At 68.0% G+C, this 20,250-nt stretch carries 18 protein-coding genes and 1 tRNA gene; 13 read left to right on the top strand and 6 right to left on the bottom strand.

The genetic code is table 11. From position 1 onward, the window contains the following. Positions 1-9: 9 nt before the first annotated feature. The 8 genes from O3S82_RS04180 to O3S82_RS04145 all read left to right on the top strand — a co-directional run bounded on the left by O3S82_RS04180 (position 10) and on the right by O3S82_RS04145 (position 8,761). On the top strand, positions 10-303 hold the full coding sequence (locus O3S82_RS04180) for a DUF6112 family protein (protein ID WP_269305739.1): 294 nt from the start codon (positions 10-12) through the stop codon (positions 301-303). 15 nt (positions 304-318) lie between these two features. Next, the gene (locus O3S82_RS04175) at positions 319-681 is read left to right on the top strand and encodes a DUF6112 family protein (protein ID WP_442864694.1); all 363 of its coding nucleotides are present in this window, start codon (positions 319-321) and stop codon (positions 679-681) included. A gap of 24 nt (positions 682-705) precedes the next feature. Then, on the top strand, positions 706-1,926 hold the full coding sequence (locus tag O3S82_RS04170) for a conjugal transfer protein TrbL (RefSeq protein ID WP_269305737.1): 1,221 nt from the start codon (positions 706-708) through the stop codon (positions 1,924-1,926). A gap of 5 nt (positions 1,927-1,931) precedes the next feature. Then, positions 1,932-3,398, top strand: a complete 1,467-nt coding sequence (locus O3S82_RS04165; protein ID WP_269305735.1) for an SCO6880 family protein — start codon at positions 1,932-1,934, stop codon at positions 3,396-3,398. Between the two features lie 836 nt (positions 3,399-4,234). After that, positions 4,235-5,446 carry an ATP-binding protein gene (locus tag O3S82_RS04160; protein ID WP_331283483.1) on the top strand — a complete coding sequence of 404 codons (1,212 nt, stop codon included), beginning with the start codon at positions 4,235-4,237 and terminating at the stop codon, positions 5,444-5,446. Then, positions 5,443-6,498, top strand: a complete 1,056-nt coding sequence (locus O3S82_RS04155) for an ArdC family protein (protein ID WP_269305731.1) — start codon at positions 5,443-5,445, stop codon at positions 6,496-6,498. Before O3S82_RS04160 ends, O3S82_RS04155 begins: the two co-directional genes overlap by 4 nt. Continuing rightward, positions 6,495-7,001 carry a hypothetical protein gene (locus tag O3S82_RS04150; protein ID WP_269305729.1) on the top strand — a complete coding sequence of 169 codons (507 nt, stop codon included), beginning with the start codon at positions 6,495-6,497 and terminating at the stop codon, positions 6,999-7,001. The genes O3S82_RS04155 and O3S82_RS04150 overlap by 4 nt, the downstream gene beginning before the upstream one ends. Continuing rightward, positions 6,998-8,761: a type IV secretory system conjugative DNA transfer family protein gene (locus O3S82_RS04145; protein ID WP_269305727.1), complete on the top strand. Its 1,764-nt coding sequence runs from the start codon at positions 6,998-7,000 to the stop codon at positions 8,759-8,761. Before O3S82_RS04150 ends, O3S82_RS04145 begins: the two co-directional genes overlap by 4 nt. Before the next feature lie 8 nt (positions 8,762-8,769). On the opposite strand, the gene O3S82_RS04140 is transcribed toward O3S82_RS04145, so the two are convergent. Then, entirely contained in the window at positions 8,770-8,970 is a 201-nt protein-coding gene (locus O3S82_RS04140) for a hypothetical protein (RefSeq protein WP_269305725.1), read from the bottom strand. Positions 8,971-9,175: 205 nt separating this feature from the next. On the opposite strand from O3S82_RS04140, the gene O3S82_RS04135 reads away from it, so the two are divergent. The 4 genes from O3S82_RS04135 (at position 9,176) to O3S82_RS04120 (ending at position 11,875) form a co-directional block, all read left to right on the top strand. Then, on the top strand, positions 9,176-9,595 hold the full coding sequence (locus tag O3S82_RS04135; RefSeq protein WP_269305723.1) for a single-stranded DNA-binding protein: 420 nt from the start codon (positions 9,176-9,178) through the stop codon (positions 9,593-9,595). A gap of 11 nt (positions 9,596-9,606) precedes the next feature. After that, positions 9,607-10,155 (top strand): hypothetical protein, encoded by a 549-nt coding sequence (locus O3S82_RS04130; RefSeq protein WP_442864693.1) that lies wholly within the window; start codon positions 9,607-9,609, stop codon positions 10,153-10,155. Between the two features lie 113 nt (positions 10,156-10,268). After that, the gene (locus O3S82_RS04125) at positions 10,269-10,565 is read left to right on the top strand and encodes a hypothetical protein (RefSeq protein WP_269305721.1); all 297 of its coding nucleotides are present in this window, start codon (positions 10,269-10,271) and stop codon (positions 10,563-10,565) included. After that, positions 10,565-11,875 carry a hypothetical protein gene (locus O3S82_RS04120; protein ID WP_269305719.1) on the top strand — a complete coding sequence of 437 codons (1,311 nt, stop codon included), beginning with the start codon at positions 10,565-10,567 and terminating at the stop codon, positions 11,873-11,875. Before O3S82_RS04125 ends, O3S82_RS04120 begins: the two co-directional genes overlap by 1 nt. A 19-nt stretch (positions 11,876-11,894) precedes the next feature. On the opposite strand, the gene O3S82_RS04115 is transcribed toward O3S82_RS04120, so the two are convergent. The 5 genes from O3S82_RS04115 to O3S82_RS04095 all read right to left on the bottom strand — a co-directional run bounded on the left by O3S82_RS04115 (position 11,895) and on the right by O3S82_RS04095 (position 19,264). Beyond that, positions 11,895-13,436, bottom strand: a complete 1,542-nt coding sequence (locus tag O3S82_RS04115; protein WP_269305717.1) for a hypothetical protein — start codon at positions 13,434-13,436, stop codon at positions 11,895-11,897. Between the two features lie 612 nt (positions 13,437-14,048). Continuing rightward, positions 14,049-15,266, bottom strand: coding sequence for a tyrosine-type recombinase/integrase (locus O3S82_RS04110; RefSeq protein ID WP_269305716.1), 1,218 nt, complete (start codon positions 15,264-15,266; stop codon positions 14,049-14,051). A gap of 16 nt (positions 15,267-15,282) precedes the next feature. Continuing rightward, positions 15,283-15,510, bottom strand: coding sequence for a helix-turn-helix transcriptional regulator (locus O3S82_RS04105; RefSeq protein WP_269305715.1), 228 nt, complete (start codon positions 15,508-15,510; stop codon positions 15,283-15,285). Positions 15,511-15,686: 176 nt separating this feature from the next. Further along, a tRNA-Met gene (locus O3S82_RS04100) sits at positions 15,687-15,763 on the bottom strand. Between the two features lie 69 nt (positions 15,764-15,832). Further along, a complete protein-coding gene (locus O3S82_RS04095) occupies positions 15,833-19,264 on the bottom strand; it encodes a bifunctional proline dehydrogenase/L-glutamate gamma-semialdehyde dehydrogenase (protein WP_269305713.1) in 3,432 nt (1,143 codons plus the stop codon). Positions 19,265-19,345: 81 nt separating this feature from the next. Between O3S82_RS04095 and O3S82_RS04090 the strand changes: the two genes are divergently transcribed. After that, entirely contained in the window at positions 19,346-20,245 is a 900-nt protein-coding gene (locus O3S82_RS04090) for a LysR substrate-binding domain-containing protein (RefSeq protein WP_269305711.1), read from the top strand. Positions 20,246-20,250 lie beyond the last annotated feature (5 nt).

The raw sequence follows: 20,250 nt of genomic DNA, 5'->3' as shown, positions 1-20,250 counted from the left end.
CTCAATGTCGTGACCCATCAACTCTCCTTCGCCGTAGCACTGGCGAGGCCGGACTTCGGGGCCGTCGGCTCGTCTTCGACCCTGCGCCACCTCGTCGGGGCCCTGCTGGCCTACGGCCTGCTGACCGCCGTCCTGATGGTGGTCGTCTGCGCCGCGATGTGGGCACTCGCTTCAGCGCAAGGCAACTGGCACGCCGCGTCCAAGGCCAAGACCGGGATCGTCGTCGCTCTCGCGGGAGCGGTCCTCACCGGAGGCGCGCTCAGCTGGGCGAACTGGCTCCTCGATCTCGGCGCAACGCTCTGAGCGCCAGCACCGTGGGTGCTGCACGCACCTGTGGAGCAGGACCGAACCCGCCAGGAGGCAACCGTGCTTCATCTCAACCCGACTCGACTCGCAACCCATTTGCCGGCGAACGTCGACATCGACCCGAACTCCAATGGGCTTCCCGGGATCCGTCAGCTCAGTTCCATCGTCGGTGCGTCGATGACCGTCGGGTTGATCCTGGCGGTCCTCGCGGTCGTCATCTCGGCGATCGTGTGGGCGCTCGGTGCGAACTCGTCCAACCCGCACATGGCTGGTCGCGGCAAGCTCGGCGTGCTCGTCGGGTTGGGCGCTGCGATCGTCACCGGGGCATCGGTCGCGCTCGTGAACTTCTTCTGGAACGTCGGCCAGGCCGTCTGATCTGCCATGGCCGATGTGTGTGACGTGCCCGTGATCTCGGCGGTCTGCGCCACCGCGGGGGAAGGTGCCGCGAGTCTGGTGGCCGCGCCGTTCGACTGGCTCGCCGTGAGCATGGGGAACGCGGCCGCGTGGATGTTCGAGTCCGTCTGGGCGGTCTTCGACTCCACCACGATGGTCGACGTCACCTCCGGCCAGTTCACCCGGGTGTACAACATCTTGTTCGGGGTCGCGGTGTTCGTGATGCTCGGGTTCTTCATGCTGCAGGTCATCGGCGCGATGATCCGACGTGAGCCCACGGCGCTGTCGCGGGCCGCGCTCGGACTCGCGAAGTCGATCCTGGGGTCCTTCGTCGCGCTCGCCCTCATCGCGACCGCGCTGGAGGTCACCGACCGGATCAGCATCGGCATCGTCCACGCCGCGGGCACCAACATGGACGCGATGGGTGAACGGATCACCCTGCTCGCCAGCGGGATCGGTTCCCTGCAGGTCGCAGCGCCCGGGGCTGGCGCGATCATCACGATCCTCGTCGCCGGCCTGGCGCTCGGCGCAGCAGTGATCGTCTGGCTCAGCCTGCTGATCCGCAAGGCACTGCTCTTGATCGCGATCGTGTTCGCTCCCGTCGCGCTCGCCGGGGCGAGCTGGGACCAGACCCGTGGCTGGGTGTCCAAATGGGCCGCGTTCGTCCTCGCGCTCATCTTGTCCAAGATCGTCTTGGTCGTGATCTTCCTGCTCGCGACAGCGCAGGTCTCGGCCCCCATCGACAGCGACCTTCGGTCGGTCAGCGAACCCATCTCCGGCGTGGTTCTGATGCTGATGGCCGGGTTCGCGCCGTACCTGACCTACAAGGCCATCGGGTTCATGGGATTCGACATGCACCACGCGATGTCCGCCGAACAGGAAGCCAAGTCCGCACTCAACCGCCCCATCCCCATCCCGATGAACCGGCGTCTCGGACAGGCCCCGCCCGCCGTCCTCGGCGGAACGAACTCCGGCTCCAAGCCCGGGGCGCCGGCTCCCACGCCCAAGCCTGCAGGGTCCGGGGCTGCAGGTGGTTCGGCGGCCGCCGGGGGCGGCGTCGGCGCAGCTGCTGTCGCCGGGGTGCAGACGGCCAAGGCTGGGCGGACGGTTGGCCAGGCCATGGGCAGTTCAGCGTCCAGGCAGGCCGACGGGGCGGCGCCCCCGCAGCCGGCGCCCCCTGTCCCGAGGCTCGCGGATCCCCTCGCCGACTCCCCCGGAACACGGTGACCACCATGAGCACCCCCACCGCGGGAACGCCCGCCTCGGACCTGCAGCCGGTCAAATTCTCGCGCCTCAGCCGCCGCGGCATCCTGCTCGGGCTGTCCCTGAGCCAGCTCGTCACTGTCGGCGTCGGCGCGGTCGTGCTGGTAATCGGGCTCTACTCCGGTGGCTCGACAGCACTGATGATCGTGACCCCCGTGGTCCTGGGGTGCACGATCGCGGCGTTCGTCGGAGTCGGCGGCCGCAAGGTCATCGAATGGGCGCCGATCGCCGCCGTCTGGTTGTGGCGCATGGTCGGCGGGCAGCTGGTATTCCGGCGCCGGGTTGTGCGTCCTCGGCCCGCCGGCACGCTGTCGCTTCCCGGTGACGCAGCACGACTGCGGCAATGGGTCGACCCCGACAGCGGCGCGGTGATGGTTCACGATCCGCACACCGGCACACTCACCGCTGTCGTCGCCGTGGTCCATCCCGCGTTCATCCTGCTGGACCCGACCGAGCAACACCGGCGCGTCACCAGCTGGGGACGCGTCCTCGCCACGGCCTGCCGGTCCGGGCGCATCGCGGCACTCCAAGTGAGCGAACGAACCTTGCCGGACTCCGGACGTGGCCTGAGCGATTGGTGGACCCAACACGGTCGACACGACGGTTCGTGGACCTCAACGATCTATGAGGAACTCATCGACCGAGCCGGCCCGGCAGGAGAACGCCACGCGAGCACCATCTCCCTCTCGATCGACCTGAAGATGTCCGCACGCGCCATCCGCGCCGCCGGTGGCGGCAACCGTGGCGCGGCTGCGGTGCTGCGCCAGGAGATGTCCACCCTGACCTCGGCTCTGCGGTCCGCCGATCTTTCCCCGACGGACTGGCTCGAGCCGGGCGACCTGGCCGTGATCCTGCGCTCGGCCTATGACCCCGGCGTCGCGGCCGCGCTGGAACGACACGGCGAGCTTGGCCGTGACCTCGCCACCGCCGGACCGGTCGCGGTGAGCGAGGACTGGTTCAGCCTGCGCAGCGATTCGGCGCACCATTGCGTGCTGTGGATCAGCGAATGGCCACGCTCCCTCGTGTATCCCGGATTCCTCGCTCCGGTCCTGCTCTCCTCGGGCATCCGGCGGACCTTCACCTTGCTCTACACACCGATGCGCACTGATCAGGCCGCACGCGAAATCCGCCGCAAGAAGACCGAGTACATCTCCGACGCCGCGCAGCGCCAGCGAATCGGGCAGATCGAAGACGCCCAACAGCACGCTGAATACCAAGACGTCCTTCAACAGGAAGCAGACCTCACCGCCGGCCACGGCGTCCTACGCCTCACCGGACTGATCGCCATCAGCACACCCGACCCTGACAAGCTCGAACGCGCCGTCGCCGACGTCGAACAGGCCGCCATCCAGGCCTCCTGCGAGACGCGGCGCCTGTGGGGACAACAAGCGCGAGCGTTCTCCAGCGCCGCCCTCCCCCTGTGCCGACAGATCTAGACGCGACCGCTGCCGGGGCCGACTGACGCTGCACACCCCTTGCGAACGGACCGCTCAAGACACCTGTGGGTCGAGATCATCCCTTGATTCGTTTCGGAGCTACCTATGGAAACGCCCCATGACCCGGCGGCAGAAGCCGACGAAGCCGCGCGTGCGCTGCGCGCGCTTGCCCATGCGACGCGATCGATTGACGACCCGCGTCAGATCTACTCGGTGCTCGGATCGCTCACGACGGCGGTTGCGTCCCTGAGACAGTCGCTGCACCAAATCGCGGCCCGCCACGAGCATCCTTCAGTAACCGCCGATTGGGTCGCGGTAGCGGCGAGTCGAGGACATCCGCATCGCGGGTATCGGGTGGCCTGGGAGTTGCATCGGGCCGGTGAGATTGTGCACCAGGTGTCAACGACGATCAACCATGCCCACAGCACCGAAGCCGAAATCACCTACGCGAAATGCGATCCCCCGCCTCTCTCGCCACGAACTCGCTCAGCAGGCCAAGGGCTGGGACTGTGAGCCGCCGCGACGACCGCCGGCTGCACAGCGCCGTGCTCGTCACGCCTCGCCATGAGCGGCGCAGAAGGCGTCAAGCTCGGCGCGCCGCCGCCAAGAGTCTCATCTCGGAGGCGAGAGACGAAAGCAAGGCTCGGGCACGTGCCGTCGCAAGGGACCTGCGGGCCGAACAGGACGCAACCGTGTTCCTCCCCCGGTCCGGTGAGCCTGGACCAGCAACACTCCGAACACCGGGACGCCTGCGGTTACCTCGTCACCAGGACACCTCAGCGACCCTGGCCGGCGCGTACCCGTTCCTGGCGGAGGGCGGTACGGGCAGCGAGGGCGTGTTCGTCGGCCAGGATCTCTACAGCGGCACCTCCTTCGTCTACGACCCGTGGGTCCTGTACTCACGCGGCATGATCACCGCCCCGAACGTGGTGATCGCCGGAATCGTCGGCGCCGGAAAGTCATCGCTGGCCAAGAGCCTCTACACCCGGTCCATCCCCTTCGGCCGCCGCGTCTACGTGCCCGGTGACCCCAAGGGCGAGCACACGGCCGTCGCCGAGGCTGTGGGCGGCAGAGCGATCGCACTCGGACACGGCATGGTGACCCGACTGAATCCGCTCGACGAAGGGCACCGCCCCGCCGGCGTCGACGACGCCCAATGGAAGGCCCAACTCGCGTCGCGGCGCCGTGACCTGCTCGGCGCGCTCGCGGAGACCGTGCTCGAACGCCGCCTCTCTCCGCTGGAGCACACCGCCGTAGACGTGGCACTGGAGGACACAGTCCGATCATCGGACGTGCCGGTGCTGCCGCTGGTCGTCGACCGACTGCTGGCCCCGACCGCTCGATCCGATCCGGCTGGCCGCTTGACTGAGGACGGTCGCTTGGTCGGCCACGCCCTGCGGCGGTTGGTCGCCGGGGATCTGGCAGGCCTGTTCGACGGGCCGTCAACGGTCCGGTTCGATCCGACTCTGCCGATGGTGTCGCTCGACCTGTCGCGGGTGTCGGAGAACGCGACCCTGATCTCGGTGCTGATGACGTGCGCGTCGGCGTGGATGGAGTCCGCCCTGCTCGACCCGGCTGGCGGGCAACGATGGGTCATCTACGACGAGGCGTGGCGGCTGATGGCACATCCGGCACTGCTGCGGCGGATGGATGCTCACTGGCGGCTCGCGCGGCACTACGGGATCGCGAACATGCTGATCTTCCACAAACTGTCTGACCTGGACAACGTGGGCGACCAAGGCTCAGCGATGCGCGCCCTGGCCTCGAGCTTGTTGGCGAACGCCGAGACGCGCATCGTCTACCGCCAAGAGTCCGACCAACTGGGCTCCGCCGCGGCCGCACTGGGCCTGACCGGCACCGAGCAGTCGCTGCTGCCGACCCTCGGGACCGGGCAAGGACTATGGCGGATCAAGCACCGCTCATTCGTTGTGCAGCACCAACTGCATCCGGCCGAGCTCGAGCTGTTCGACACCGCCGGGCGCATGCAAACGCAGCCGCCGGAGCACCTGAGGAGCGAGGACTTGAGTAGGGGCGATGGTGACCGATGAGGACGCAGAGGAACGATGCGGCGGCGCGTGAAGCGAAGCTCGAGGCGCTGCATGCGCAACTCACCGAGGCGGTCGGTGCGCTGGTGGCCAGCGATGACTGGAGACGCGCGCTGGAATTCGCGGCCCGGTTCCGGTCCCGCTCGTTCAACAACACGATGTTGATCTACGCGAAGCATCAGGCCGCGTATGCCGCGGGGCGGGTGTCCGCCCCGTCCCCGACCTACGTCGCGGGGTTCAAGCAATGGCTCTCGCTGGGCCGACATGTCGACAAGGGGCAGTCCGGGTCCACGATTCTCGCCCCGGTGACCGTCCGGTTCGCCTCCTCCATGCCGAGCGACGGCAACTCGTGGCGTCGGCTCGGTCGCGGTGAACGTCCCCGGCTTGGGGAGGCGGTCCGGTCCCGGATGATCGGACTGCGGCCGGCGCACGTGTGGGACGTGTCGCAGACCAGCGGCGAGCCGCTGCCCGAGCAGCCTCGCGCGACGCTGCTCACCGGGCTCGCGCCCGAAGGGCTGTGGGACGGTCTGGTCGACCAGATCACCGCACGCGGGTTCGGTCTGCGGCTCGTCTCGACCGCTGCGGCGATCGGCGGTGCGAACGGGCTGACGGACTACACCACCCGGGAGGTGTCGGTCCGGATGGACATGGACGATGCCGCCCAGGTCAAGACGCTGGCGCACGAGCTCGGCCACGTGAGGATGCACGGACCCGACAACGAAGACGCCGTCCTGCATCGCGGGGTCGCGGAGGTCGAGGCCGAATCGGTCGCGCTCATGGTCGGCGCAGCACACCACTTGGACACGCGGAGCTACACGATCCCGTACGTGATCTCTTGGGCGTCCAGCGTCGAAGGCAAGACCCCGGTCGAGGTGGTCCAGTCCACCGCCGAGCGGGTCCGCGCCGCCGCCGTCACCATCCTCGATGCGCTGCCCACCTCACAGATCGCAGACGGGACACCGCCCGGCCTCGACCGGCGGACACCCCTGCCGCCTCGACCGACTCGCACCGCAGAAGCCGCTGATCGCCGACCCATGGAGGTGGCCGGACCATGAGCATTCACATGGCCCCGCCCTACCGGCGCGGCGCGCGGCACGGCGTGGAGGTGCCGGCGGTCCTTCCTCAGATCAACGTCGTCGTCGATGTGCACGGCGGGCTGAGCGTCCAGGTCGACGCCGAGCCACACCTCGCAGGCGAGAACCTCCAGCGAGCCGACCTCGAGCGCGTCGTCACCAGCATCGCCGCCGACCTCGGATCCGCAGTGCGCGTCGACGTGCGCGAGCACGACGGGACCGTGTTCACCGACATCATCACGCCTTCAACCGATCCGTCGGCTGCCGCCGAGGAGCGACCCGCGTCGATGCCACCCGCTGGCATGCTGACCTACGCAGGGTTCACGCCGCACCAGACCGTGGCCGTCGCGATCATCGTCGCGCACGAGGTCGCCGACGACGCGGGGACCGTGAGACTGCACCTTCCCCCGTCACTCGTGGCGACCTACGGCGACAAGATCGTCGTGGTGCCCGACCCGGCGGACAGCACCGAAGGTGCAGCGTGAATCCACGAGGTCGCGGCATCGACGACACGCTGGTGAACCTCGGACTCGTGGCCGTCGCGGTCCTCGGCCTCATCTCTGCCGTACTCCGCTCGGCGCGCGGTGTGGCCGCGTGGCTCACCGGCGCCGAGGCCCCGGCGGCGGGATGGGCAGGCGCCGCTGGCGTGCTGACCGATCCGCGCCACCCCGGAACCGTCCTCGGCTCGGAGCGACTCTCACCGTGGGCGTACTGGTCCGTGGTCGCCGCGATGCTCGCCATGGTGGCCGTCTGCGCACTGCTGACGTGGACCCGCGTCAACTCGTGGCGCCACCGGTCACGGCACGATCCGCGGCGGCTCGATGGAGTCGCCACCAGTAGCGAGGTGAAGGCAGCGGCTTCCCGGCGGGCGCTACTCGCGCGAGCCGGCACCCTGCGGCCCTCCCTGAGCAAGCCAGAGGCCGGCGCCGTCGGGTACCGACTCGGTCGCTCTCGCGGGCAGGACGTGTGGGCTTCAGTGGAGGACTCGATCCTGGTCCTTGGCCCACCCCGGTCCGGCAAAGGCCTTCACGTGGTGATCAACGCGATCCTGGATGCTCCAGGCGCGGTCATCACCACGACCACCCGGCCCGACAACGTCGCGGCGACCCTCACGGCACGTCAGGAACGAGGACCCGTCGCGATCTTCGATCCGCAACGCCTCGCCGAGGGTCTTCCCGCAGGGCTGCGCTGGTCCCCGGTCCGTGGATGCGAGGACCCGCTGACCGCGATGATCCGCGCCACCGGGCTCGCCTCGGCGACCGGCCTGTCGACCGGCGGCGTGGAGTCAGGCGGCTTCTGGGAAGGCAAGACCCGCACCGCACTCCAGGCGTTGCTACACGCGGCCGCACTCGACGACCGCACCCCGCGAGAACTGTTCACCTGGACGCTGTCACCGTCGTCAGCCTCCGACGCGGTCGCGATCCTCGCCAGCCACCCGAACGCCGCAGCCGGCTGGGCCGACACGCTCGAATCGATGATCCACGCGGACCCGCGCACCCGTGACTCGATCTGGATGGGCGTGTCCCTCGCCCTGTCGTGTCTGGCCGATCCCCGCGTCCTGAACGCGGTCACACCCGGCCCGGGCGAGCACTTCGACCCAACCGAGTTCCTCACCCACGACGGAACCCTGTACCTGCTGGCCACTGGAGCTGGCGCCGGCGCGTCCTGGTCGCTCGTGGCCGCGTTCATCGAGGATCTCGTCGAAACTGCTCGTCATCTCGCCGCCGCGTCCCCCGGCGCACGGCTCGACCCTCCCCTGCTGCTGGCCTTGGACGAAATCGGCAACCTGTCGCCACTGCCCTCGCTGCCAGTGCTGATGGCCGAAGGCGGAGGCACCGGCATCACCACCATCCCGGTCCTGCAGTCCCTGTCTCAGGCACGGGACAAGTGGGGCGACCACGCCGCCGGCGCGATCTGGGACGCCTCGATCGTCAAGGTCATCCTCGGCGGTAGCTCCTCGGCAGCTGACCTGCGCGACCTGTCCTCGCTGATCGGCGAACGCGACGAGAACTCTGACACCATCTCGGTCGGCGACTACGGTTCACGGTCCATGCAGCGGTCCATCCGGCGTGTGCCGGTCCTGCCACCGGAGACCATTCGAACTCTGCCGTTCGGCACCGCACTCGTGCTCCTGCGCAGCGCGCCCCCACTGGTCACGGCGCTCCGGCCGTGGACCAACCGGGACGACGCGGACCAACTGACCCAGCAGCGCGCAAGCATCGAAGCGACGCTGCGGCGTCGCTGAGGGAATCGTCAGTAGTCCTGACTGGCGACGTCGGCACGCGTCGCGCCGACGGGCGGGACGTTGGGGTCGACCCACACCGGAACCAGGCGCTCAGCATGGATCCAGTCGACGTGGAGCGCGAGCGAGGTCTGGATCCGCTCCGGGTCATCGACCACGTAGACCACCTTGGCCTCCCAGCCGCCGCGACGAGCGCGGCGCCAACCCGTCACCAGCCCACGCGCCGGCGTCTGCCATCGCTGACGCTTGATCAACACGAACCGCACGGACCGGTACGGGGGCCATGCGTCGCGCCGTCCCGGATTCGCCCCCATGAGCGTCAGGATACGTCGCAATCGAACACCTGTTCGCCTTCGGGATTGGGTCGAGATGCGCACCTGTGAAGTGAGGACGACTCGCAACGACCAGGAGGACGCCATGACCATTCCCACCCAGGTGAGCCTGCACGGGTTCATCGCCACGGCTCCCGAGTTGAGCTTCACCGGCGCTGGCGCCGCGCGGTTCTATGCCCGCGTCGGCATTGAGCAGTTCCGCAAGGAGACTGACGGGACGTTCACCAGGCTCGAGCCCGCGTTCGCGGACCTGGTGATGTTCAACAAGACGGCCGAGCGCGCCTACTCGCGCTTTCGCGTCGGCGACCAGTTCGTCGCCTCCGGCTACGTCCACCAGTACGACCGAGACAGCGATAAGCGCACCGTCGAGCAGTTCGTCGCGCGTCGCATTGGCCACGACTGCGCCCGCACCCGCTACAGCGTCGACCGCTCCCCCACCCACCAACCCGATCCGCCGGCCGACCAGATGGCCGTGACCGACACGTCCACGGCCGTGGGCCTCTGAGCCCGGCGATCATGAGCACCGCAAGGCAGGAGCCCCTGTTCACCGACGACGAGTTCGACGAGCCGCCGTTCGAACCAATGGCGGCCTTCCCTCCCGGTCTGCTGAGGCCGTTGAACTGGAACCTGCTCACAGCGGAGGAGGCCGAAGCCGAATGGCTCGACCTCAACGCGTGGGTCAACTGGCTCCGCACCAGCTACGGCCTTCCCCCCACGGTCATCCCACCGTTCTGGCACCGCCACGACGAACTCGTGTGGGAGCTGTCAGCCCTGCACCAGCACTGGCTGAACTCCTACGACCCGGACGGATCGCCGTCCGGGCCGTTGGCGTGGCACCGTGACTTCGCCGACGCGAGGTACCGGCTACGCGAATGGGTCTCGACCTGCGGCACCAAACTCGACCGCGACCGCCCCACCCGCCAGACCGCGTGGCCCGGCGAACCGGCGACCGTCACCACCCTCGAGACGGTGATCGAGGACCGCGACGCCGACTTCGTCCAATTCGTCCTCGCCGACGTCGACGCCCGGCGCCGCGTGCAGGCACGCGTCCGCGCCGGCATCTGACACCACGCGGCATCGCCGGCCCCAGTTCTCCACAGATCCAGATGCGAACGACGTCACATGACGGGTCCGCCGCGCACACCGTGATCTCACCAGCCCTCGAAAGGTCCACGCCCATGCTCCTCGCCCACGCCATCGCCCTGGCACAGGCCCGGTCCGCGATCGCCGCCCTCGCGGACCGGGCCACCACTCCTGACGCTGCCGTCGACTACGAACGTGCGCTGTTGCAGCTGGACTGGACCCACCACGACATCACGCCCGGGATCACGCCACTGCTCGACGACCCCAGCGACGTCCTGCTTGCGATCGCCGAGACCGCGATCGATCAACTCTCCGACTTCGGCGTCGACGCGCTCGAACTCGAACTCGTGCTGTCAATGCTCGACGCCGCACGCCAGAAGGACGCCAACTGATGTACGGGGAGAACACCCGCATCATCCGCGAGCAACTCGCCATCCTGCTGCGCCAACACCGCATCCAACACCGGATCGGCGGGCCGGGAATCCCTACTTTGCCGACCACAAGCACGCCCGTCGAACGTCGACTCATCGGACTCCAACTTGGCCGCTACCGCCACGCAGTACTCGTCTGGGCCCTCGAAGCCGTACGCGCCGTCGACCCGCGCCCCCACATCCCTCTCGCCGACCGGCGCGACCGGTCCCCCACGACCGAACTCCAGGCACGTCTCACCGAAGCGGTCCGCGAATCAGGACCACGTCCCTCCATCGAAGAACTCGGTGGCGCGCAGCGCTATCCGATGCTGATCGCATGGCAGACCGCCGCCCGCGCCGCCACCTTGGGTGAGCACGACTTCGGCGCCACTATCAGCTTCAGCTCGCTCACCACATCTCAAGTCCGAACGGTACTGAAAGACGCCGCCACCGTCACGCGCGCTCTAGTCGTCCTCGATCGCCGCTACGCCAGCACCCCAGCTTGGCGACCCCTGACGAACCGAGGCAGGTTGGCGGACGCGGCCGACCGGTGCATCACACTCACCGACGCGGCAGGCGTCGACCCCACAGTCGATTCACGCGGTTGGCGACCACAACCGCATCTGATCACCGGACCGCTCTCTCCAGGACTGGCGGGCGTGCTGCAGGCCCATCACAACCTGTTCGTCTCACTCCACTCGATCCCCAACGCGCAGGACCTGCGTCGAATCGTCGCGTCGCAACTCACCGTTTCACGAACAATTGCTGGCGATTCGGACGGCAACGACCCCCTCCGTGACACGTGCCGGCAACGGGAGGAAACCTACCGCCAGCTGCAACAACGACTCCGCGACGTCTACGGCCAGACAGGCCGCGGCGCGGAAGCGGTGTCGCGGGCACATATCGCAGCCGAGTACACCAACGCGCTGACCCGCGAGGATCGTCTCGACTCGACCCCAGCGAGCGAAGACTTGGCGAGACTTTTCACGCGACTGGACGACAGAATCGGCCGAATCATTGAACTCGGCGCACAGGAGCGGCTCTTCTTCGAGCGTGTTCCCCTCCCGGAAATCGACCTTAGCAAGGGCGGACCGATTAAAGGCCAAGCGGTTACGTACGAGCCCATCCGGTCCAGCACGCCTGCGGGTCTAGTTGCGTTTGCGCGGAGCGAGTTGCGTGCGATCCGAGGCAACAGTGGCACGGACGACGGGCATGAGCACACCCGACGACAACTCGACGCAGCTCTCGAAGTCGCCCGGGCTGCGCCAGACGGCACGGTTCGCGCGCTCTGACCCGCGCTGACCGGTGATGTCAGCTCGATCGGCGACGAATCACCGCTTGGCGCCAACTCTCCGTGTCGTCTCCGAGATGGAAACGCATGGGGTTTGCGAATCCGTCGTTTTCCCAACGCATCTGACCCAAACGAATCCGCTCCGCATATGACCCGAAGTCGACGGCGTATAGGTCGTAAAGCGAGCCCCCATTGCGCGCACGGAGCCCAGACCGAAGAAGATGGATCAGCCTTCGGTCATTCAGCTTGTCAACTAGAGGGCGACGCTTGTCGGAGCGCTCAAAGAGGATGGTTCTGAGCCCGCGCTCCAGTGAGGTGTTCACGAACTCCTCGAACATGCGCTCAAGCGGTCGGTCGCCCTCTACGTTCTTGTACTTCGTGTTCCAGAAGTAGTCTTCCGCGGTACTCAGCACGTCATCGGCAGACACCTTTTCAGCGCGAGCCTTCCGCGCTGCTTTCGAAACAAGATTGATGGCGTCCCTCGGGTTCCCCTCTGAGGCTAGGACGAGGAGCGGGAAGGCGTTTGCGTGGAACGAGAGAGCTACTGGGTCGGCCACGTCCTCTACCGCTAATTGACCGGCGGCGGATCGGAAGTGTTCCGCGAGTAGGTGACGGATGAACGTCTGCGCGGGGCGCGGGTTCGTACCTATGACGAGCCGTGAGTCGAGGCTGAGGGTCTCAGCCGTATCCGAGCCGAGTTCGAGACCGACGTATTCGACATTGTCTGCTGACGTTATGAACTTTGCACGGTGCTCGATTGCCGCAATCTTCACTATGATTCCGGGAGTCGAAACGAACGTACGACGCAGCATGTCAGCGAGGACTGGCTGAAGCTCGTAAGGCACACCGGCGGACCACTCGTCGATCAATAGCCACAGCTTGTGTCCATCCAGTGCTTGGACGATCGCTGACAGAGCGGCATCGAGTTCGCCGAGGTGGACGTAGATTTTTGGTCTTCCCGATCGTGTCTCGGTTGTTCCAAACTCGGCATCTCGTCCCGACTTCCTCGAACTGTGAGCCCTTGCACCCAGCGTTTTCCCGGCCTCAATTTCGGCACCGCTCGAAGACTCATCTCGCGTTCTCGATCGCGTTTCGATCTGGAGAGTTGTCTCGCCCACAACCCGCACTTTGGTCACGGCTTCGGCGAGCTTATCGAGGGCAGGTCCAAATCGATGGAGATTTGCACTCAGGAGTTCGCTCTCACCCAGCACCGCCAATCGATAGAGCTCCTCGTGCACTTCGCCGATGACGTCGACGAGCATATTCGTGGCTCTAGTTCCGAACGCGATTTCGTCGTCGTCGTAGATCCCTGCGTTGGAGGAAATTTTCCGCATGTCAACGTAAACTCCAACGTCCTCCAGGTCCTCGACCTTCCGTCGCAGATGAAGAAGCGTGTGGGTCTTGCCCGCACCGCGTCGGCCGAATACAACCATCGAGGCTGGATCGAAGATTGGGTTCACATCATCGAGTTCAACAAGGTTCGCAAGAGCGCCTGCACCTTCTGCCTTTTCGGCGCGACGCTCAATGGAGGCCCAGATTCGATTCGCCTCTTCTACTCTCATGCGCGATCCGTCCGCCTCGATGAACTGTCGTCGACATCAGATGATGGCAAACCTGTGCGCCGAGCGAGCCCATACTCGAGATTTCGGCCGACGGGCTCCTGGCCGAAACGTGCGGTGACACGAGCGCCGCGAGACAAACTTGCGTCCCACTGCCTCTTGGATGGGCGGGACAGCGTCTGATTCGAACAGCACGTACCCGAGGCCGAGTCCCCGATAGCACAGGGCTGGGATAGACCCTTGCTCACACGTTGAGATGGTTACTCGCGAGAAATACTACTGCGCGTGAATCATCCTAATTGCTGTGTAGACACCGGCGCGCGACAACCCCTCCCCCAGGCGCTGTCGCGCGAGGCCCGGGGCGGCCCTCCCACTCGTCCCGGGCCTCACTCATCCGTCCAGTCCGGCGACATCGTTCCTAGGATGTAGTAAAATCGGCGGTCGCGGCCTCGGGGAAGAGGCTGCACAGTTCGGCAGTTTGGGGACTGCCGAGCACCAGACCGCCCCACCCGATGCGTGTCAGGTGGGGCGGTTCCCGAGGCGGTGATGGCGAGGTCGCGTCGGGCCTGGGTCTCGTAGCAAGTCCCGTAGATTCCCGGCGCCAGAGAAACCCGATCAGGGTCGGATCGGACCGTTGCTCTCCCCGTCCAATTGGCTGCGATGGGGCGCGAGGGCTTCGAGGATCTCCGCGGTCACCGGGTCCACCATCTCGTCCGGTTCGATGTAGTGCTCCTCGGTGATCTTCGTCGAGGAGTGTCCCAGCATCTCCGCTGCCAACTCGGACCCCGCGGCACGGTGCAGCGCAGTCGCGACCGTCCTCCGGAACGCGTGAGGCGTGACATTGGGCAAGCCGGCCTCGTCCAGAACCTGGCGCAGCCGACGCCGCACGTTGTTGGTCGTGAGCGGCGTGCCGTTTCGAGTGAAGAAGACCAAGTGTTCGGGATCCTCGGATGGCGTGGCTACCAGTCGCTCGCGGAGTGCCTCCGCCGTGAAGCTCGGCACAGAGACGGTACGGACCGACTTCGAGGTCTTGGGGTCGGGTTGGCGATGCGTCGGCTGCCCGGGTGGGGAGACGATGGTGCCGCAGATCCGGACGGTCGGTGGTGCGCTCGTCACGTCGACATCGCAACGTCGCAGCGCGAGGACCTCGCCGATCCGCGCGGAGGTTCCCAGCATGACTTCGATGATCTGCTCCAGTTGACCGTCAGGCTTGGGTCCGGAAAGCCCTCCTTCGCGCCGCCATGCCCGTACGGCTCGCCGGACGGCTTCCACTTCGGCCAGGCTGAGTGCGGCCACCCGGGCTGGTGGCTTACGGAGTCGAGACACCTCGCGCACTGGGTTGCGCTGAAGTGCGTCATAGCGAACGGCCAGGCCGAACGCGAGGCTCAGCACGGTCTTGGCTTGCTTCGCCATGCTGTGGCTCCTGGTCGACGCCAAGGTCTTCAGGAATCGATCGACCCGACCGGTAGTGATCTCCCTCAGAGTGAAGTTCTCGAACGCCGGCATGACGAGCTTGCGCATGTTCCGTTCGTAGAGCGCACGTGTGTTGGGAGCGAGACGGCCCTCGAGGTCGAGGTCGTCGAGCCACACCTCCACGAGCCGTCCGAACGGGCTGTCTGGACCGATCTCCTCGTACACGCCGTGCTCAGGTCGCGCGGCGATGGCGTCCTTGAGTCGGCGAGCGGCGTCGTTCCTCGTGGCACCGACGGCCGAGACGAACCGGACCTGACCGTCTTGGTCGCGGTACCGGACGCGCGCCTGGACACGGCCGCTGTCGGTCCGTTGGAAGTTTATTTCGCCGAACGTCCCGACGGCCAGACGCGAGCGGGTCATGACACATCTCCCGCGGTCAGTGTCCGACCTCTACGCGGCGTGCTGAGCACTCCCGCTTGTCTTGCAGCCATTCGCTGACGTCGCTCACGAAGTAGCGGACATGCCGGCCGATCCGGACCGAGTCCGGCCCCGTCCCGTCCTGACGCCACTTGTAGAGCGTCTTGACCGGCAACCCCAGGTAAGCCGCCAGCTCCTCGATCCCCACCATCGGATCGAGTCCGTCGATTCTCGTGTTGGTCTCCATGCCGGATAGGTGCGGAGCACAGGACGTGGCGAGAACTGCCGAGCAGCGGCGGGGAGTCGATTGCGACGAGGGAGGCGATCTTTCGCCTCTGACACGCAAAGCGTGCAGTAAACGTGCAGTTGATCAAATCTCTATAACTTTCGGGCCCGGAAATCCGTTGGATTTCCGGGCCCAATTGGTAGCGGGGGCAGGATTTGAACCTGCGACCTCTGGGTTATGAGCCCAGCGAGCTACCGAACTGCTCCACCCCGCGTTGCTCAGACAACTCTACCGGAGGGGGTGGAGGGACCCCAAATCGGGGTCCCTCCCCTCCTCGCCGTCCTCAGATGAGGTCGTCGGTCAGGTGGTTCGGCGTGCCGAACCGGTGGGCGGTGATGCTGACGGCCTGCTCGTGGACGAACGGGAGCAGCTCCACGTGGCCCGCTTCGGTGGGGCGCGCCGCCCAGATCGCGAGGTCGGGCTTGCCGCCGGTCTGCTGCGCCACCGTCGTGCGGCTGCCGCCGACGAGGCGGACCCGGCCGTCGGTGAGGTGCGAGGCCATCGCGGTCCACGCCGCGTCGTCCTCGACCAACACCGAGACGCCGAAGGCGCGCAGCGCGGTGCGGACCGCGTCGGGCACCTCGAACGCCGACGAGACCTGCAGCGGAGCGCCGGAGGTGAGGCCGGCGCCGATCACGCGGAGGCCGTCGGCCAGCTGGGCGTCGGCGGCCAGGCGGACGTGCACCCGCGTCGGCACGTAGCGCAGGATGTTGCGCTCGGCGAACAGGTTCGAGACGTCGCGGGCGACGCCGAACTCCTCACGCCACGCCACCGCGTCGCTGCTGAAGCCACGCTCCAGGAACGCGAGGTCGTCCGCCGGCAGGTGCGCCTCGCGGGCCGCCTGCAGCAGCCGCTCGGCGCGTGCGTCGAGGCTCGCCTTGACGGTCGAGCGGGACCGCTCCCAGTCGCCGAGTCCGAACAGGTAGTGCGGGCCGCCCGCCTTCGTGCCGGCGCCGATGGCCGACTTCTTCCAGCCGCCGAACGGCTGACGCCGCACGATCGCGCCGGTGGTGCCGCGGTTCACGTAGAGGTTGCCCGCCTGGACGCCGTCCAGCCAGACCGCGATCTCGGCCGGGTCGAGGGCGTGCAGGCCGGCGGTCAGGCCGTAGTCGACCTGGTTCTGGATCTCCAGCGCCTCCTCCAGCGTCTCGGCGGTCATGATGCCCATCACCGGCCCGAAGTACTCGGTCAGGTGCGTGGTCGAGCCGCGCTTCACGCCGACGCGGATGCCGGGCGACCACAGCTGACCGGCCTCGTCCAGCTTCTTCGGCTCGACGAGCCACCGCTCCCCCGCGTCGAGATGGGTCAGGCCGCGCAGCAGCTTGCCGCTCGCGGGCTCGATCAGCGGACCCATCTGGGTCTGCGGGTCCGAGGGCCAGCCGACCGTCAGGGACGTCACGGCGTCGACGAGCTGCTCGCGGAAGCGCTTCGACGTGGCGACCGAGCCGACCAGGATGACCAACGAGGAAGCCGAGCACTTCTGGCCCGCGTGGCCGAAGCCCGACGCGGCGATGTCCTTGGCGGCCAGGTCGAAGTCGGCCGACGGCGTCACGACGATGGCGTTCTTGCCGCTCGTCTCGGCCAGCAGCGGCAGGTCGGGACGGAAGCTGCGGAACAGCTCGGCCGTCTCGTAGGCGCCCGTCAGGATCAGGCGGTCGACGCGCGGGTCGGCCACGAGACGCTGGCCGAGGTCGGACTCCTCCACGTGCACGAGGTGCAGGACCTCACGCGGCACCCCGGCCTCCCACAGGGCCTCGACCATCACCGAGCCGCAGCGCGCGGCCTGCGGCGCCGGCTTGATGACGACCGCGGAGCCGGCGGCCAGTGCGGCGAGCGTGGAGCCCGCCGGGATCGCGACCGGGAAGTTCCACGGCGGGGTCACCACGGTCAGTCGCGACGGCACGAACGTGGCGCCGTCCACCGAGTCCAGCCGGCGCGCGAGGTGCGCGTAGTAGCGCGCGAAGTCGACCGCCTCGGACACCTCCGGGTCGCCCTGGTCGAGCGTCTTGCCCGCCTCGGAGGCCATGACCTCCAGCAGGTCGGCGCGACGCTGCTCCAGCCGAAGCGCGGCGCGCTCGAGGATCTCGGCGCGCTCGGTGGCCGGACGGCGACCCCACGCGTGGCCCTCGACGACGGCGCCGGCGACGATCGCCTCGAGGGCGTCGGCGTCGGTCACGGTGTGCTCGGCGACGAGGTCCTTCCCGAGGGCGGAGTCGGCGACCTTCGCGAGGATCTGGCGGCCCCACGAGCGGTTCGCCGGCAGCGACGGGTCGGTGTCGGGGGTGTTCTCGAACGGCGCACCGATCGGGGTCTCCTCCACCGAGGAGAGGCGGTTCTGCTGGCGGTTCGGCGCGGGCACCGAGTCGTCGAGGGCGGCCAGCGAGGCGAGGAAGCGCTGCTTCTCTCGCTCGAACAGCTCGGTGCTGTCGTTCAGCTCGAACACGGCCGACATGAAGTTGTCGTGGCTCGCACCCTCCTCGAGGCGGCGGATCAGGTACGCGATCGCGACGTCGAAGTCCTTCGGGTGCACGACCGGCGTGTACAGCAGCAGTCCGCCGACCTCACGGCGCACGACCTCGGCCTGGCTCTGCGCCATGCCCAGCAGCATCTCGATCTCGACGCCGTCGCGGACGCCGCGCTGACCGGCGAGCAGCCACGCGTGGGCGAGGTCGAACAGGTTGTGGCCGGCCACGCCGATGCGCACGTTCCGGATGCGCTCGGGGTGCATCGACCAGTCCAGGACGCGCTTGTAGTTCGTGTCCGACTCCTGCTTCGACGACCACGTCGCGAGCGGCCAGCCGTGCAGCGAGGCGTCGACGCGCTCCATCGGCAGGTTGGCGCCCTTCACGACGCGCACCTTGATGCCCGCGCCACAACGGGCCCGGCGGGCCGCCGACCACTCCTGCAGCTGGATCATCGCGCGCATCGAGTCGGGCAGGTAGGCCTGCAGCACGATGCCGGCCTCGAGGTCCTCCAGGCCGGGGGTGTCGAGGATCTTGGTGAAGACCGCGATCGTCAGGTCGAGGTCGTGGTACTCCTCCATGTCGAGGTTGATGAACTTCGGCGTCGCGGCCGCCGCGGCCTGGCGGTACAGCGGCATGAGGTTCTCGGCGACGTGGTCGACGGCCTCGTCGAACGCCCACGGCGAGTGCGGCGGCACGGTGGACGACACCTTGATCGACACGTAGTCGACGTCGGGACGCGCGAGCAGGTCGTGCGTGCCCTTCAGGCGGCGGGCGGCCTCGCGCTCCCCGAGCACGGCCTCGCCGAGCAGGTTGATGTTGAGGCGCACGCCCTCGCCGCGGATCGTGGCGATGCTGCGACCGAGCCTCGCGTCGGTGGCGTCGACGATGAGGTGACCCACGAGCGAGCGCAGCGCCCGCTGCACGATCGGGATCACCAGGCGCGGCACGAAGCGGCCGGCGAACGCCCCGAGGCGCACGGCGTTGCGCAGGTGCCACGGCAGGAAGGCCGGCACGTCGGACGCCAGCACGGCGAAGTTCCGCGCCGCGATCCTCGGGTCCTCCGGACGGATCACGCCGTCGATGAAGCCCACGGTGAAGTCCAGGCCCTTCGGGTCCTTCAGCAGACCGGCGAGCTGCGCGCCCGCCTTGTCGGCGGGCACCTTCGCCGCCTCGGCGAGCCAGTGGCGCACGAGCGCCACCGACTCCTCGGCCAGCGCGTCGGTCGGAGGGGGAGCGAGATCGGGGGTCATGCCGCCAGTCTGAGTCGCCCGGCCGTTAAGGTAAAGCGATCTTTTGTGACGGATATCGGTCAGATTCAGTGAAGGATGAACATGCTCGACGTACGCCGCCTCCGCCTCCTGCGCGAGCTGCAGATCCGGGGCACGCTGGCCAGTGTCGCGGCCGCCCTGCACCAGAGTCCGTCGTCGGTCTCGCAGCAGCTCTCGCTGCTCGAGCAGGAGGTCGGCGTCGAGCTGCTGAGGAAGGTCGGGCGCCGCGTCCAGCTCACGCCGCAGGCCGAGATCCTGGTCGAGCACACGTCGGCCGTGCTGGAGCGGCTGGAGCGGGCCGAGTCCGACCTCGCGGCCTCGCTCGACGAGGCGACGGGCACGTTCCGGCTGGCCGTGTTCCAGTCCGTCGCGCTCGCGCTGATGCCGGCGACGCTGTCGATCCTCGAGACCGATCACCCGCGGCTGCGCGTGACGATGACGCAGCGCGAGCCCGAATCCGCCCTGTACGAGACCTGGGCGCGCGAGTTCGACCTCGTGATCGCCGAGAAGTACCCCGGGCACAACACGCCGTGGCACCCCGAGCTGGACGCCGTCGACCTCACCACCGACGAGGTCCGGCTCGCCGTGCCGCCCGCGGGCAGCCGTTTCGGCGACATCACCTCGATCGCCGAGGCCGCGCGGGCGCCGTGGGTCATGGAGCCGTCCGGGGTCGCCTCGCGCCACTTCGCCGAGCAGGCGTGCCGGGTCGCCGGATTCGAGCCCGACGTCCGCTACGAGACCGCCGACCTCCAGGCCCAGATCAGCCTCATCGAGTCGGGCCACGCCGTGGCACTGCTGCCCGACCTGCTGTGGCTGAACCGCACGCCGCCGGTCACGCTGCACCGGCTCGCGGGCCGGCCCCGCCGCACGATCTTCACGTCGGCGCGCCGCGCCTCGGCCCACTCCCCCGGCGTCACGGCCACCCGCCAGGCGCTGTCGCGCGCCGTGGCGGAGGGCCGGTGACGCCA

It is taken from the genome of Aeromicrobium sp. HA (genome assembly GCF_027171405.1).
Taxonomy (GTDB): Bacteria; Actinomycetota; Actinomycetes; order Propionibacteriales; family Nocardioidaceae; genus Aeromicrobium; species Aeromicrobium tamlense.
The sequence above is the reverse complement of the archived record's forward strand: the minus strand, read 5'-3'. Positions and strand labels throughout refer to the sequence as shown.

What these genes read in the sequence shown, in the direction of transcription:
- O3S82_RS04155 (WP_269305731.1), top strand. Translation starts at nt 5,443, where the DNA reads ATGAGGACGCAGAGGAACGATGCGGCGGCGCGTGAAGCGAAGCTCGAG.
- O3S82_RS04130 (WP_442864693.1), top strand. Translation starts at nt 9,607, where the DNA reads ATGAGCACCGCAAGGCAGGAGCCCCTGTTCACCGACGACGAGTTCGAC.
- O3S82_RS04095 (WP_269305713.1), bottom strand. Translation starts at nt 19,264, where the DNA reads ATGACCCCCGATCTCGCTCCCCCTCCGACCGACGCGCTGGCCGAGGAG.
- O3S82_RS04165 (WP_269305735.1), top strand. Translation starts at nt 1,932, where the DNA reads ATGAGCACCCCCACCGCGGGAACGCCCGCCTCGGACCTGCAGCCGGTC.
- O3S82_RS04125 (WP_269305721.1), top strand. Translation starts at nt 10,269, where the DNA reads ATGCTCCTCGCCCACGCCATCGCCCTGGCACAGGCCCGGTCCGCGATC.
- O3S82_RS04150 (WP_269305729.1), top strand. Translation starts at nt 6,495, where the DNA reads ATGAGCATTCACATGGCCCCGCCCTACCGGCGCGGCGCGCGGCACGGC.
- O3S82_RS04115 (WP_269305717.1), bottom strand. Translation starts at nt 13,436, where the DNA reads ATGAGAGTAGAAGAGGCGAATCGAATCTGGGCCTCCATTGAGCGTCGC.
- O3S82_RS04120 (WP_269305719.1), top strand. Translation starts at nt 10,565, where the DNA reads ATGTACGGGGAGAACACCCGCATCATCCGCGAGCAACTCGCCATCCTG.
- O3S82_RS04105 (WP_269305715.1), bottom strand. Translation starts at nt 15,510, where the DNA reads ATGGAGACCAACACGAGAATCGACGGACTCGATCCGATGGTGGGGATC.
- O3S82_RS04090 (WP_269305711.1), top strand. Translation starts at nt 19,346, where the DNA reads ATGCTCGACGTACGCCGCCTCCGCCTCCTGCGCGAGCTGCAGATCCGG.
- O3S82_RS04135 (WP_269305723.1), top strand. Translation starts at nt 9,176, where the DNA reads ATGACCATTCCCACCCAGGTGAGCCTGCACGGGTTCATCGCCACGGCT.
- O3S82_RS04110 (WP_269305716.1), bottom strand. Translation starts at nt 15,266, where the DNA reads ATGACCCGCTCGCGTCTGGCCGTCGGGACGTTCGGCGAAATAAACTTC.